Here is a 13,948-nt window from a genome sequence, read left to right as displayed (position 1 = left end):
GGGCCTCCCAGCCTGGTGGCCGCTTGATCGGGATCAGGGAGGCGCGACGGCCCCCGGCCTAAGCTGCACCGACCACAGGAGGATGACATGCACTACGACGTCGCCATCGTCGGCGCCGGCCCGGTCGGGCTGTGCCTGGCCCGTGCCTTCGGCCTGCAGGGACTGCGCGTGGCCCTGGTCGAACGGCAGCCACAGGCCGCCCTCGAGGAGCCGGCCTTCGATGGCCGCGAGATCGCCCTGACCCACGCTTCGATGCGCCTGCTGCACGAGCTGGGCGCCTGGCGCCACATCCCGGCCGACCAGGTCTTCCCGCTGCGCAGCGCGCGGGTGATGGACCGCGACCTGGCCCAGGCGCTGACCGTGACCCCGCAGGGCGGCGAGGACCGGCTCGGGAACCTGGTCGCCAACCACCTCATCCGCCGCGCGGCCTGGCTGGCCATGCGTGAAACCCCGGGCGTCGACCTGTACGCCGGCGCGCGCATCCAGGCCGTGCACGCCGGCGCCGACGAGGCCCGCCTCGGCCTGGAGGACGGCACCACCGTGCAGGCGCGCCTGCTGGTCGCGGCGGACAGCCGCTTCTCCGAGACCCGCCGGGCACTGGGCATCGATGCCGACCTGCACGACTTCGGCAAGAGCATGCTGGTGTGCCGGATGCGCCACGAGCAGCCGCACCACCACGCCGCCTGGGAATGGTTCGGCCTGGACCAGACCCTGGCCCTGCTGCCGCTGGAGGAACACCTGGCCGGGGCGGTGCTGACCCTGCCCGGCGAACAGGCTCGCGCGCTCTCCCAGGCCGGGCCGGAAGCCTTCGCCCGCGAGATGGAGCGCCGCTATGGCGGCCGCCTGGGGCGGATGGAACTGGCCGGCAGCCGCCACCTCTACCCGCTGGTGGCGACCTGGGCGCGCCGCCTCGTCGGGCCGCGCCTGGCCCTGGCCGGCGACGCCGCCGTGGGCATGCACCCGGTCACCGCGCACGGCTTCAACCTGGGCCTGGCCAGCGTCGAGCGCCTGTCCGACCTGGCCGCCACTGCGCTGCGCCAGGGCCGCGACCTCGGCGACCCGTTCCTGCTCGCCCGCTACGAGCGCCGCCACCGCCGCGGCAGCTGGCCGCTGTTCCAGGCGACCCGCGCCATCGTCGGGCTGTACACCGACGCGCGTCCGCCGGCGCGCTGGCTGCGCGCCGCGGCGCTGCGCGCGAGTGCCGCGGTGCCGCCGTTCCGGCGCCTGCTCGCCGCCGGCCTCACCGACGCCGGCCCGGTCGATCCCACTCCCCTGCAGCGCCTGCGCGCGGGCCTGGCGGCGCTGCGCCCGGGCTGACCGGCGCGGCGCTCAACCGCGTTGCCGCTCGATCCACTTGATGAAGCGGTCGACGAAATCCTCGAGGAGCTCGCGGGTGTCCTGCACGGTGACCTTGCCGTCGGCGTCGATCAGCCCGTCCTTGAACTGGATGAACATCTCCGGCTGCGGCAGCACCGCCATGTCCAGGCAGGAAAGCACGTTGCGCAGGTGCTGCTGCGCCATCGCCGTGCCGATCGCGCCGGGGGACGTGCCCAGCACCGCCGCCGGCAGGCCGGCGAAGGCGCTGTCGCCGTAGGGGCGCGAGGCCAGGTCGATGGCGTTCTTGAGCACGCCAGGAATGGAGCGGTTGTACTCGGGGGTGACGAACAGCACCGCGTCGGCCGCGCGCACCTGCTCCTTCAGCGCCCGCCCCTCCGCCGGGTACTCCCGGTCGAAATCCTGGTTGTACAGCGGCAGCCGGCCGATATCGACGTGGTCGAACTTCAGGCGGTCCTCGCCCAGCCGTTCCACGGCCTTCGCCAGCAGGCGGTTGAACGATCCGCTGCGCAGGCTGCCGACGAATACCGCGACTCTTGGCTTGTCCATGGCCATGCTCCCGGGGGATGTCCCAGGATACTAGGCGCGCGGGCATTGGCGCCAGGTGAAGGCGCCAATGCCGGGGCGTGGCCGCACGGATTCCACCTGCATGCCCCGCCCCGGCTGGCGCCCGGCGGCGGGTCGGGCCGCCGCCGGGCTTCCAGTCAGCCGGCCAGGTCGTTCGCCGCGGCGACGATGTCGTCCTCGCCGGGGATCACCATGAACGCGGCACCGGCCAGCGGCGTGTAGGTGTCGGCGCCGACCACGCGGCGGAACGGACGAGCGCCGAAGCCGCCCTCGATGATCGCGGTGATCACGCCCTCGCCCACCCCGGCGCTGCGCCGGCCTTCGTCGACGATCAGCAGCCGCTTCGCGCTGCGCGCCTGCCCGGCGATGAAAGCCTCGTTGAGGGGCACCAGCCAGCGCAGGTCGACTACGCGCACCTTCCAGCCACGCTCGGCCTCGATCCGGCGCGCGGCGCGCAGGCTCATCGGCACGCCGTTGCCGTAGGTGATGATGACCAGGTCGTCGTTGCCCTCGCCGTAGACCCGGCCCTCGCCCAGCGGCATCGCCTCGCCCTGCTCCGGGTACCGGAACAGCCACTGGCCGTCGCCGGCCTCGTACAGGTCCTTGGTCATGTACAGCGCGATCGGCTCGAGGAACACGGCGACCCGCCCGTCGACCTTCGCCAACGCCGCCAGCGTGCGCAGCATGGTCGCCGCGTCGTCGCCGCGCGACGGGCAGCCGACCACCAGGCCGGGGATGTCGCGCAGGGCGGTGATCGAGTTGTCGTTGTGGAAGTGGCCGCCGAAGCCGCGCTGGTAGCCCAGGCCGGCGATGCGCACGACCATCGGGTTGCGGTACTGGTCGTTGCTGAAGAACTGCAACGAGCAGGCCTCGCCGCGGATCTGGTCGCAGGCGTTGTGGAAGTACGCCAGGTACTGGATCTCGGGCATCGGCAGCATGCCCATGTTGGCGTAGCCCTGGGCCAGGCCGAGGATCATGGTCTCGTCCAGCAGCGTGTTGAACACGCGCGCGCCCTTGAACGCCTTGTGCAGGCCCCTGGTCACCGTGTAGACGCCACCCTTCTGCGCCACGTCCTCGCCGAACAGCAGCGTCTCCGGGTACTTGGCCATCAGCTCGTGCAGGGCCTGGTTGATCTGGATCGCCAAGTGGCGCGGGGCCAGCTTCTCCGGCAGCTTGTCCTCGCCACCGTACGCGGCGATGCGCGCCGCCTCCGGCGCCGGACGCGCGGCCTCGGCGGCGACCGCGTCGGGCGTGTACGGCGCCAGCGGCGCGACCACCTCGGCCAGGCTGGACAGTTTCGGCCGGCGGTCGGCCTCCTCGGCCGCGGCGAAGCAGCGCCGGCGGGTGGCCTCGTACAGCTCGAGGATCTCCTCGGCCGACATCAGCCCGGATTCCAGCGCGATCGCCGCGCTGCGCAGCAGCGGATCGGTGGCCTCCACCGCGCACAGCTCCTCGATGCTGCGCCACTCGATCTCGAAGTCGGTGCCGGCGTGGCCCATGATCCGGGTGGTGCGCAGGTGCAGGAAGGTCGGCCGGCGGGTGCGGCGGCAATGCTCCACCGCCGCCTGCACCTGGCCGTAGCCTGCGGCCAGGTCGAGGCCGTCGGCATGGAAGTAGTCCAGGCCGGGCATGTTGCGGAAGCGGTTGCCGATCCAGCCGTCCGGCGTCTTCACCGAGATGCCGATGCCGTTGTCCTCGCACACGAACAGCACCGGCGCCGGCAGCTTCTGGTACGCGGTCCAGGCCGCGGCGTTGAACGCGGTCTGTGCGGTGGCGTGGTTGGCGGAAGCATCGCCGAAGGAGCAGATGGCGATGCTGTCGGCCGGCACCGGCAGCTCGTGGCCGATGCGCCGGGCCTGCTCGATGGCGACCGCGGTGCCCAGCGCCTTGGGCAGGTGGGAAGCAATCGTCGAGGTCTGCGGCAGCACCCACAAAGGTTTGCTGCCCCACACCTTGTGGCGGCCGCCGGAAGCCGGGTCCTCGGCGCTGGCGGCGAAGCTCAGCGCCGAATCCATCACCGGGTCCATGCCCGGCAGCTTGCGGAAGCGCTCGGCCATGAAGCCGCCGCTGCGGTAGTGCAGGAACGCAGGATCGGTGTGGCGGGTCAGCCGCGCGACCATCGCGTTGCCTTCGTGGCCGCTGCTGCCGATGGTGTAGAAGACCTTGTTCTGCACGCGCAGCACGCGCGCCATCAGGTCCAGGTGACGGCTGACGAGCTGCGACTCGAACAGCTCGCGGAAGCCGCGTGCGTCCAGCGCGCTTCCGGGCAGGACCGGCGCGTCGTCGCGCGGGCGCGGCGCCGGCGTGCCGGACCAGGCGCGGACCACCTCGGTGAAGTTGCGGTCGCAGATTTCGGCGCGGTTGATGCCCTTCTTCCAGGCGGGGATCACGGGTGCGTTCATTCGGTCTTTCTGGGTTGGTCGGCGGACGCGAAGCGGGCGACGGCCTCGGCGTCGTTGAGGTGCATCGGCACGAAGCCCGGCGTGGCACGCACGCGCGCCAGCCAGGCGTCGATCGCCGGATACGGGGAAAGGTCGAAGCCGCCGTCGGCGGCGCAATGGGTGTAGGCGAACAGGGCGATGTCGGCCACGCCGTACTGCGGCCCGGTGAACCACTCGGCCTCCTGCAGGTGGCGCTCCATCACCGCCATCGCCTCGTGGCCGCGCTCGTGCAAGCGGGGCAGGTCGGCGCGGCGCGGGGAATCGGCCGGGGTCCAGCCGCGGATGAAGCGGGCCACGGCGATATACGGCTCGTGGCTGTACTGCTCGAAGAACAGCCACGACAGCGCCCGCGCACGGTGCCAGGCGTCGCCAGGCAGCAGCGGCGTGCCTTCGGCCAGCCAGCACAGGATCGCGTCGGACTCCGGCAGCACGCGGCCGTCGTCCAGTTCCAGCAGCGGCACCCGGCCGTTGGGATTGAGCGCGAGGAATTCCGGCGTGCGGGTCGCGCCGCGCGGAGCGTCGACCTCGTTCCAGCGGTACGGGCGGCCCAGCTGCTCCAGGGCCAGGCGCACCTTGTAGCAGTTGCCCGACATCGACATGCCATGGACGGTGATCATCGCGGCGGCTCCTTGCGGGCGCGCCATTGCGCGCGGGATTGCCCCCAGATCTCGACCGGCAGTTCGTGCATCGGCTCGGGCAGGCGCCCCATGCGCAGGTAGCCCGACCCCAGCTTGGCCGCCACCGCCTTCGACTTCGTGTTCTCCGGGGCGATGGTGTGGATCACCTCGTCCCAGCCGAGCACGTCGAACACCCAGTCCATGCACGCGGAGGCGGCTTCCGGCGCATAACCCAGGCCCCAGCGGCTGCACACGATGCTCCAGCCCACCTCCGGGCCGGGCCAGCCTTCCGGCTGCCAGGGACCCACGCGGCCGACCCATTCGCCGGTGGATTTCTCGATCACCGAGAACATCGCGTAGCCCTTCAGCTGCCAGGCGCCGACCATCGCCGCCAGCCCGCGCCATGCCACCGGCCGCGACTGCAGGCCACCGATGTGGCGCGTGGCCTCCTCGTCAGCGGTGAACGCGGCCCACGCCTCGAAATCCTCCTGGCGCGGCACGCGCAGCAGCAGGCGCGGGGTTTCGATGCGGGGCGAGGCAGTGTCCATGGGCCTCATCCAGGCAGCAGGGCGTAGACCAACACTAACGCCACGACGACCAGCGGCAATACGCCAAGGGTCACGGCCAGCAGGCCGCGCCGGTACGGCGCGCGGGCCACGGCGGCGCCCGCGCCGGCCAGCGACAGCAGCCACCAGGCCAGGCCGGCCAGCATCATCAGCAGGAAGACGAGTACCGAGGGCAGCTGGCCGGGCTCGAAGTCCGCGGCATCGAGCAGATCGAAGCGGAAGCCCAGGGCGACCATCGCCAGCAGCAGGCATACGCCCATCGGCGCCAGCGACAGGCCGAAGGCGCGGCGCATCGCCGCCGGCTCGCCGTCGTGCCCGAGCGCGGCCAGCACCACGCGCAGCAGCCACGCCAGGAACAGCCAGCGCAGGGCGAGGATGACCGCCCGGCCCAGCACCCCGCCGAGCGCCAGCGCTGCCGGCTTGTTCGAGAACATCTGCACCGTGTCGAACACCAGTTCCAGCCCCAGGACGGCGACACCGATCGCGACGCCGATGCCGAGGCCGCCGGTGGCCACGCGCAGGGCCGCGGTGCTGTGCGGGCGGTACATCATCCCCGCCCACGCCCAGTCGCGCCGCCGCCACCACAGCAGCGGCAGCAGCACCGCAGCCAGGCCCAGCGACGCGGCCGGCCAGGCGAGGTCCACTGCGCGGAGGGCGGAAGGTTCCCCGTCCGGCTCCAGGACCACGCTGTAACCCAGCAGGTCGCGCACCTTCAGCAGGTCGGTGCGTGCCTGCGCGTAGCCCTCGGCCGGGACCTCGCCGGCAAGCCGCCGCCACTCGGCGGCGACCACCAGCTCGCGGCCGTCCACCGTGATGTCGCGGTCGAAGCGGAACCAGGGGTTTTCCACGCGCTGGTGGCCGGCCTCGATCTCCCAGCCATGCGGGTGCTCGCTGCGCACCGTGTGCCGCGCGAACCGCGGGCCGGTCAGCGCCAGCGGCGTGCGCCGGATCCGGTCGGGCAGGCGCGACACCCAGTCGAGCAGCTGGAACGGGATGATGTCGAAGCCGTCGAACCCGTCCTCGCCCGTCCACTCCAGGCGATAGCGCTCGCTGACCCGGGCGCCGTTGCCCTCGGCTTCGATCCGCGGCTCGCCCTGCGCTTGCAGCCCTTCGTAGAAGCCACGCATGTAGGCCAGGTAGTCCTCGCCGACCTTGCCGGCGCCCCTGGCTTCGAAGCGCTCACGGATGTCCTCGGCCTGCCCTGGCGCGTACAGCGTGACCACCTCGAAATCCGCAGCGCCTTGCTGGTGGGAGCCGGAGAAACGCAGGCGCTGCTCGACCTCGACCTCCGGCCGCTCCGGGAACGGGTACGGGATTTCCACCAGCGCCGCGGACCCTGCCGCGACCGGCAGGCCCAGGCGCAGGCCCAGCGGCGCGCGCCCGGCCAGCGGTCCCTGCTCGCGGTCGCGGGTCGCGTCGATCCAGACCTCGCCCTCTGGCAGGTACGCACGCGCGATGACATGGTCGAACGCCAGCGGGCTCGGCGAGGCCTCGGCCAGGCGCGCCCGCTGGCCGGTGTGGACCAGCACTGGTTCGGCGCGGATGCCCGCTTCGCGCAGCAGCGCGACCAGCAGCTGGGTCTTGTCCTTGCAGTCGCCGAAGCGCCGCTGCGCGACCAGTTCCGGCGGATTGGGCGCGTGCGAGTTCAGGCCCATGTCCAGGCCGGTGTAGCGGACCTCGCCCTGGACGAAGGCCACCGCCCGCAGCAGCGAACCTTCCGGATCGGCGGGGTCCAGCTGCAACTGCGTCGCCAGCGCGGCGGCCACGGCACGGTCCTGGAAACGGCCCGGGTACAGCGGCAGCGCCCAGCGCACCACCTCGCCCCAGCCGGCGGCGGTGCTGGCCTCGATGTAACCCCCCGGCTCGTACCCGGCCGGGGTGGAATCCCCGTCCTCGGCCGCCGGCAGGCCGCGGCCGCGCAGCACCACGCTGCGCACCGCGCCCTCGTCGCTCTCGCTGCGTTCGAAGCCGGGAACGTCGGCGTAGACCCGCAACGGCATCGCGCGTGGATGGACGATGCGCACCTCGCGCAGGCCCATCGGCACGCCGTAGCGCGCGATCCAGTAGTCGTGGCGGCCCTCGCCGAAGACCGGGTTGTAACCGTGGACGGTGAAGCGGTACTCGACGCGGTCGCCGACGCGGATGTCCGGGATGGTGACCGACAGCGTGCGCCGGCCGTCGAGCAGGCCCGACTCCAGGCCGGACTCGCGGCGCAGCACCTCGATCCGCGAATCGGCGCGGCGGTCGATGCGGTGGCCGTCGCGCGACACGTCGACCGCGTGCAGGACCACGTCCTGGTACGCCGGCTGGTAGTGGATGTTGAAGGTCCCGGCCTCGGCCAGCGCGCTTTCGCGCACCACGTCGTAGGCGACGCGCCGCCACGCGGCCGGCCGTGCCCCGGTGAGGTCGAGGTGGTCGGCCACCACCAGGTAGCGCAGCCCGTCGCCCGCTGTTTCGGCGGCCCCCTCCACCACCGCTTCCAGCGGCGCAGGCGGGGCGTCATCGGCCAGGCGGTAGTCCGCGGCCCGTCCTTCCGGAGCAAGGAGCGCCAGAACGCAGGCTACCGCCCATCCCCGATAGCGCCCCATTTTTCCCCCAGCGGCCCGTCCGGACCGGTGTCTCGTCAGAAGGCGTTGATGCCGGTCAGCTCGCGGCCGATCACCAGCTGGTGCACGGTCTCGGTGCCCTCGTAGGTGATCACCGATTCCAGGTTCAGCGCGTGTCGGATGGCGACGTGCTCGGTGGTGATGCCGGCGCCGCCGAGCAGGTCGCGGCACTCGCGGGCGATGTCGATGGCCATGCGGCAGTTGTTCCACTTGGCCAGCGAGACCTGCTGCGGCTGCATCGTGCCGGCATCCTTCAGCCGGCCCAGCTGCAGCACCAGCAGCTGCGCCAGGGTGATGCGGCGGGCCATGTCGGCCAGCTTGATCTGCGCGCTCTGGGTGGCGGCCACCGGGCGGCCGAACAGGATGCGTTCCTTGGAGTAGTTCAGCGCCTCGTCCAGGCAGGCGATCGCCGCTCCAACCGGGCCCCAGGTGATGCCGTAGCGGGCCTGGGTCAGGCAGCCCAGCGGGCCCTTGAGGCCCTTCACGTTCGGCAGGCGGTTGGCCTCCGGCACGCGCACGTTGTCGAAGAACAGCGACGAAGTCACCGACGCGCGCAGCGACATCTTGTGCTTGATCTCCTGGGCGGTGAAGCCGGGCATGCCCTTCTCCACGATGAAGCCCTGGATGCCCTCGTCGGTCTGCGCCCAGACGATGGCGATGTCGGCCAGGTTGCCGTTGGTGATCCACATCTTGGAGCCGTTGATGACCCAGTCGCCGCCGTCCTTCTTCGCGTGGGTCTTCATGTTGGCCGGGTCGGAGCCGCCGTGCGGCTCGGTCAGGCCGAAGCAGCCGATCACCTCGCCGGCGGCCATGCGCGGCAGCCACTGCCGGCGCTGCTCCTCCGAGCCGTAGGCGTAGATCGGGTACATGCACAGGGAGGACTGCACGCTGACGAAGCTGCGCAGGCCGCTGTCGCCGCGCTCCAGCTCCTGGCAGATCAGGCCGTAGCTGACCGCGTTGAGTCCGGCGCAGCCGTACTCCTCCGGCAGCGAGGAACCGAGCAGGCCGAGCGAGGCGATCTCGGGCACCAGTTCCTTGGGGAAACGGGCCTGGTCGAAGCACTCGCCGATGATCGGCAGCACCCGCTCGTCGGTGAACCGGGCCACCACCTCCTGGACGGCGCGCTCCTCTTCGCTGAGCAGGGAACGCACGTCGAACAGGTCGTAGGCAGGCAGGGCCATGGTCGTCTTCATCGGTGGTGGAATTGCGGCCGATTGTATCGGCGCCTCCCGCGCCTCAGGGAGTCCCCCGCGGGCGCTTGGCGACGGCTCCGGCGAATCGGCAAAAAAAGGCCGGCACATGGCCGGCCTTTCGTGCAACGGGCGTCGGAACGCCGGGGCTTACTGGCGCGTGGCGCCGCCGCCGTCGAGCTCGACCACCGCGGTGGAGGTGACGATCTTGCCGTCGACCACCGGCAGGCGGTCGCTGTCCGGCTTCTCGTCCAGACGCAGGGTGCCTTCCTGGTCGTTGTAGCGGTAGGTCACGTCGTAGCCGACCACCTTCTCGGTGCTGCCCATCGCCACGCGGCTGCCGGGCTTGCTGGCCATGCGCATGGTGCCGGTGGTGCCATCGGCGTTGCGGTAGGTGACGTTGTAGCCGGTGACCTTGCTGGTCTCCGACACGGCCTGCTCGGTGCGGCACTGGCGCTCGGTGCGGGTGACGACCTTGCCGCCGACATGGCGCTTGTCGACCTGGTTGCCGATCACGCCGCCGGCGACCGCGCCGGCCGCGGTGGCGACCTTCTTGCCCTTGCCGCCGCCGACCTGGTTGCCGATCAGGCCGCCGATGACCGCGCCGGCGACGGTGCCGCCGACGTTGCCGTCCTTCTCCGGCAGGCGTTCCTCGACGACCACGTCCTCGCACACTTCGCGCGGCACGGTGGTCTGCTGGGTCTCGCGCACCGGCTCGGTGCCGATCACCGTGGCGTAGCGCTGTTCCTTCTGCTTCACCGGCTCGACCTTGATGATGTCGGCGTACTGCAGGGAGGGCGCGGTTTCCAGCTCGTCGCCGGTACCAGGCGCGACATCGTCCTGGACCAGCGAGGGATCCTGCGCCGGCGTTTCGACCGCCACGTCGGGCTGGCGGTCGCGACTGTTCATGAATGCGGCCGTGGCGATGCCTCCGACCAGCAGGGCACCGGCAGCGATCAGTACGGTAGTGGCTTGCTTCATGGTCCGGGCTCTCCTCGCGGGCACTCCCCGCGGCAACGATGGGGCAGATTGCAGCACGGCGAACCTGAATGGCGGATCGCACCCGGTGCGCCACCGCTTCCCGAGCGTACACCACACCCGTGTTAGGTTTCCGCGCGTACTCCCGCGCGAGCCAGACGCCCATGCCCAATCCCCTGCTGCTGCCCCTCCTGCAATGGGCCCGCGGCCTGCGTTTTCCGACGCTGTTCGCGTTCACCGCCGCGACGTTCCTGGTCAACCTCGTGCTGCCGGACCCGCTGCCCTTCGTCGACGAACTGGCCTTCGGCCTGGCCACGCTGCTGCTGGCCAACTGGAAGCGGCGCAAGGATCCGCAGGTCGTCCACGACACGGCGCGACGGCGCTGAGGCACCGCGCCGACAGGCGACTGCATGGACCTGGTCGACAGCCACTGCCACCTCGACGCGGCGGAGTTTGACGGCGATCGCACTTCCGTGATCGAACGCGCGCGTGCGGCCGGCGTACGCCGGCAACTGGTGCCGGCGGTGACCGCGGCCAGCTGGCCGAAGCTGCGCGAGGTGTGCCGCGCCAGTCCCGGGCTGTTCCCCGCCTACGGCCTGCACCCGACCTCCCTCGCCGAACACCGGCCCGCCGACCTCGATGCGCTGGGCGAATGGATCGAGCGCGAGCGGCCGCGGGCGATCGGCGAATGCGGCCTGGACTACTTCGTCGAAGGCCTCGATCCGCAGGAGCAGGCGCGCTATTTCGATGGCCAGCTGAAGCTGGCGCGCGACACCGGCCTGCCGCTGATCGTGCATGCGCGACGCGCGGTCGATGCGGTGATCGCCTCGATCCGCCGCATCGGCGGCGCGCGCGGCCTGCGCGGCGTGGTCCACAGCTTCTCCGGCAGCCCCGAGCAGGCGGAGCAGCTGTGGAAGCTCGGCTTCATGGTCGGCCTCGGCGGCCCGCTCACCTACGGGCGCGCGCAGCGCCTGCGCCGGCTGGTGGCGTCGATGCCGCTGGAATTCCTGCTGCTGGAGACCGACGCCCCCGACCAGCCCGATGCCGGCATCCGCGGCCAGCGCAACGAACCGGCGCGCCTGCTGCGCGTGCTGGAAACCGTGGCCGAACTGCGCGGGCAGTCACCGGAGGACATCGCCGCGGCGACCAGCGCCAATGCCGGACGCCTGTTCGGACTCCCGGCCGCCGCCTGAGCGCGGTCAGGCCGCGCGCGTCTTCAGCAGCATCTCCAGCGCCTTGCCCGCCGCGGCGAAGGCGAAGGTGCCGGTGATGTGGGTGGCCGCGCCGAGGCCGGCGCCGCAGTCCAGCTTCAGCGCCGCGTCCGCGCCCAGCTGCGGGCGCACGCCGCAGACGGTGCCGTCGGGCTGCGGGTACTTCACGTTTTCCAGCGAATACACCGCCGGCACGCCGAAGTAGCGCTGCGGGTTCTTCGGGAAGGCGAACTCGCCGCGCAGCTTCTTGCGCACCAGCGCCAGCATCGCGTCGTGCTCGGTGCGCGAGAGGTCGCGCACCCGCACCAGGGTGGGGTCGGTGCGGCCGCCGGCCGAACCGACGGTGATCACCGGCTGCTTGCGCCGGCGGCACCAGGCGATCGCCTCGACCTTGGTGCGGAAGCTGTCGCAGGCGTCGATCACCAGGTCCGGGCGGCTGCCCAGCAGTTCCTCCAGGTTCGAACCGGTGAGGAACGACGGCACCGGACGCACGTCGATCGCCGGGTTGATCGCGCGGCAACGCTCGGCCATGGCCTCGGCCTTGCTGCGCCCGTACTGGCCGGCCAGCGCCGGCAGCTGGCGGTTGGTGTTGGACACGCACAGGTCGTCGGCGTCGATCAGTTCGATCGTGCCGACCGCCGAGCGCGCCAGCGCCTCGACCAGCCAGGAACCGACGCCGCCGAGGCCGACCACGGCCACGCGCATGCGCGAGAGGTGTTCCACGGCGCCACGGCCGTACAGCCGGTCCACGCCGGCGAAGCGTTCGAGGAGGGATGCATCCATCCGCGCATTCTAGCGGGCGCGCGCGGGCGGGCCCTATCATCCCCCGCCACCACAACCCCGGAAGGAGACGCTGCATGACCACCCAGGAAACCCGAGCCAAGGGCAATGCCGGACGCTACCTGTTCCTGTTCCTGCTCGGCCTGGTGGTCGGCGTGGTCGCGGCGGTGATGGCGCTGCGCGCGCTACAGGCGCGCACCGATCCCTTCCCCGAGGCGCTGATGAACGTGATGGCGCACCAGTCCGGGCAGTTGCGCGACGCGGCCAAGGCCAACCGCTGCACCGCCAGCGATGCCCTGCCGCGCCTGCAGTCGCTGCGCGCGCTGTCCAACGACGTGGAAGCGGCCTTCCCCGGCCTGCGCGACGACGCCCGCTTCGCCACCGCCGCCAGCAGCCTGCGCGCCGCCCTGGACGAGGCGCTGGCCGCGCCGCCTGCGGACTGCGCACAGCTGGCGACGGTCAACGAGCGCATCGGCCAGGGCTGCAAGGACTGCCATCGCGATTTCCGCTGAACCGTGGCTGATGCGACGCCGGCGCCGCCGGCGTCGCGCCGCGCCGGTTGGCACGGCGTTCACGCAGGCCGAAACACGATGGCCCCGGCGCGATGAAACGCGCAGTGCCGCCAATCCGCGATTCGTCACCAAGGAGAGACATGCGATGAAGCAGAGCCACCTGATCGGACTTGCCGCCACCGGCGTGCTGGTCCTCGCCGGCTGCACCACTTCGCCGAACTACGGTTCCGGCGGCTACTACGGCAGCTCCGCGCCGGCCTATCCCTCGCAGACCCGCTGCGCCGACTGCGGCCTGGTGACACGCATCGACGTGATCGGTTCGGGCCGCAGCGCCCCCTCGGCCACCGGCGCGATCCTCGGCGGCATCGTCGGCGCGGTCGCCGGCCACGAGATCTCTGACAAGACCGGCGGCAGCAAGGGCAACCAGAACGTGTCCGCCGTCGCCGGCGCCGCGGCCGGCGCGATGGCCGGCAACGCCATCCAGAAGCGCGTCACCGGCGACAGCTACGACATCCACGTGCGCATGGACGACGGCCGCACCGTGGTGATCAACCAGCGCGACCTGGGCGGCATCCGCGAGAACACCTACGTGCGCGTGGTCAACGGCAAGGTCATCCTGCGCTGACACCCTCCTGCGGCACGCCGGTCCCGGGCAGACCGACACCCGCAAAAGGAACGGCCCGCCGGTGGTGGCGGGCCGTTCCGGTTCCGGTTTTCAGCAGCGCCTCAGGCGGCCTGGACGGCGTCCGCCTGCAGGCCCTTCTGGCCCTGCACGACGGTGAAGGTGACCTTCTGGCCTTCCTTCAGGCTCTTGAAGCCCTGCATCTGGATGGCGCGGAAGTGCACGAACACGTCCTCGCCGTTCTCACGACTGATGAATCCGAATCCCTTGGCATCGTTGAACCACTTGACGGTGCCGGTCTCGCGCTCTGCCATTACGGGTGACTCCTCGAACTTTGCTGGGTGGTGGTTACGCCGTTGCCGCGGCGGCTGGTTGCAAGGAGTACGCGAGGTGTAACGATGTAGCGGACCATCACCATCACATCTGGACCTACCGCATCAGGCCACGGTTCACGGTGACCTTGCCAAGCGCAGCGGCCCCAACTTACCCCTCGTTCAGGGGAAATGCAATCATGCCCAGGGAC

14 protein-coding genes are annotated in these 13,948 nt (G+C 71.4%); 5 read left to right on the top strand and 9 right to left on the bottom strand.

Annotated elements, in window-relative coordinates; translation table 11 throughout:
* Positions 1-87 precede the first annotated feature (87 nt).
* A complete protein-coding gene (gene ubiM / locus PSEJ35_RS0109980; RefSeq protein WP_028917659.1) occupies positions 88-1,317 on the top strand; it encodes a 5-demethoxyubiquinol-8 5-hydroxylase UbiM in 1,230 nt (409 codons plus the stop codon).
* Between the two features lie 12 nt (positions 1,318-1,329).
* Here ubiM and PSEJ35_RS0109975 read toward each other — a convergent pair whose 3' ends face one another.
* From PSEJ35_RS0109975 to PSEJ35_RS0109945, 7 genes are all read right to left on the bottom strand, one after another.
* Positions 1,330-1,884, bottom strand: a complete 555-nt coding sequence (locus tag PSEJ35_RS0109975; RefSeq protein WP_028917658.1) for an NADPH-dependent FMN reductase — start codon at positions 1,882-1,884, stop codon at positions 1,330-1,332.
* 155 nt (positions 1,885-2,039) lie between these two features.
* Positions 2,040-4,304, bottom strand: a complete 2,265-nt coding sequence (locus PSEJ35_RS0109970; protein WP_028917657.1) for a thiamine pyrophosphate-dependent enzyme — start codon at positions 4,302-4,304, stop codon at positions 2,040-2,042.
* Positions 4,301-4,960: a glutathione S-transferase family protein gene (locus PSEJ35_RS0109965; protein ID WP_037083021.1), complete on the bottom strand. Its 660-nt coding sequence runs from the start codon at positions 4,958-4,960 to the stop codon at positions 4,301-4,303. Before PSEJ35_RS0109965 ends, PSEJ35_RS0109970 begins: the two co-directional genes overlap by 4 nt.
* A complete protein-coding gene (locus tag PSEJ35_RS0109960) occupies positions 4,957-5,508 on the bottom strand; it encodes a GNAT family N-acetyltransferase (protein WP_028917655.1) in 552 nt (183 codons plus the stop codon). The genes PSEJ35_RS0109965 and PSEJ35_RS0109960 overlap by 4 nt, the downstream gene beginning before the upstream one ends.
* Positions 5,509-5,513: 5 nt before the next feature.
* Entirely contained in the window at positions 5,514-7,997 is a 2,484-nt protein-coding gene (locus PSEJ35_RS0109955) for a DUF3857 domain-containing protein (RefSeq protein WP_198014177.1), read from the bottom strand.
* Positions 7,998-8,149: 152 nt separating this feature from the next.
* Entirely contained in the window at positions 8,150-9,313 is a 1,164-nt protein-coding gene (locus tag PSEJ35_RS0109950; RefSeq protein WP_028917653.1) for an acyl-CoA dehydrogenase family protein, read from the bottom strand.
* A 159-nt stretch (positions 9,314-9,472) separates the two neighbouring features.
* Positions 9,473-10,303, bottom strand: a complete 831-nt coding sequence (locus PSEJ35_RS0109945) for a glycine zipper 2TM domain-containing protein (protein WP_028917652.1) — start codon at positions 10,301-10,303, stop codon at positions 9,473-9,475.
* A 161-nt stretch (positions 10,304-10,464) separates the two neighbouring features.
* On the opposite strand from PSEJ35_RS0109945, the gene PSEJ35_RS0109940 reads away from it, so the two are divergent.
* Together PSEJ35_RS0109940 and PSEJ35_RS0109935 are read left to right on the top strand one after the other, a co-directional pair.
* Positions 10,465-10,686, top strand: coding sequence for a DUF6116 family protein (locus tag PSEJ35_RS0109940; RefSeq protein WP_028917651.1), 222 nt, complete (start codon positions 10,465-10,467; stop codon positions 10,684-10,686).
* Positions 10,687-10,710: 24 nt separating this feature from the next.
* Entirely contained in the window at positions 10,711-11,493 is a 783-nt protein-coding gene (locus PSEJ35_RS0109935) for a TatD family hydrolase (protein WP_028917650.1), read from the top strand.
* 6 nt (positions 11,494-11,499) lie between these two features.
* Here the strand turns inward: PSEJ35_RS0109935 and PSEJ35_RS0109930 are convergent, their stop codons facing one another.
* Positions 11,500-12,294, bottom strand: coding sequence for a tRNA threonylcarbamoyladenosine dehydratase (locus PSEJ35_RS0109930; protein ID WP_028917649.1), 795 nt, complete (start codon positions 12,292-12,294; stop codon positions 11,500-11,502).
* A 74-nt stretch (positions 12,295-12,368) separates the two neighbouring features.
* On the opposite strand from PSEJ35_RS0109930, the gene PSEJ35_RS0109925 reads away from it, so the two are divergent.
* Both PSEJ35_RS0109925 and PSEJ35_RS0109920 read left to right on the top strand, forming a co-directional pair.
* The gene (locus PSEJ35_RS0109925; RefSeq protein ID WP_028917648.1) at positions 12,369-12,803 is read left to right on the top strand and encodes a cytochrome c; all 435 of its coding nucleotides are present in this window, start codon (positions 12,369-12,371) and stop codon (positions 12,801-12,803) included.
* Positions 12,804-12,948: 145 nt separating this feature from the next.
* On the top strand, positions 12,949-13,428 hold the full coding sequence (locus tag PSEJ35_RS0109920; RefSeq protein ID WP_028917647.1) for a glycine zipper 2TM domain-containing protein: 480 nt from the start codon (positions 12,949-12,951) through the stop codon (positions 13,426-13,428).
* 101 nt (positions 13,429-13,529) lie between these two features.
* Here the strand turns inward: PSEJ35_RS0109920 and PSEJ35_RS0109915 are convergent, their stop codons facing one another.
* A complete protein-coding gene (locus tag PSEJ35_RS0109915; RefSeq protein ID WP_013535422.1) occupies positions 13,530-13,739 on the bottom strand; it encodes a cold-shock protein in 210 nt (69 codons plus the stop codon).
* Between the last annotated feature and the right edge of the window lie 209 nt (positions 13,740-13,948).

Origin of the sequence: Pseudoxanthomonas sp. J35 (assembly GCF_000513995.1) — a bacterium.
Taxonomy (GTDB): Bacteria; Pseudomonadota; Gammaproteobacteria; order Xanthomonadales; family Xanthomonadaceae; genus Pseudoxanthomonas.
Note: the sequence above shows the minus strand (reverse complement) of the source record. Positions and strands in the feature narration are given on the sequence as shown.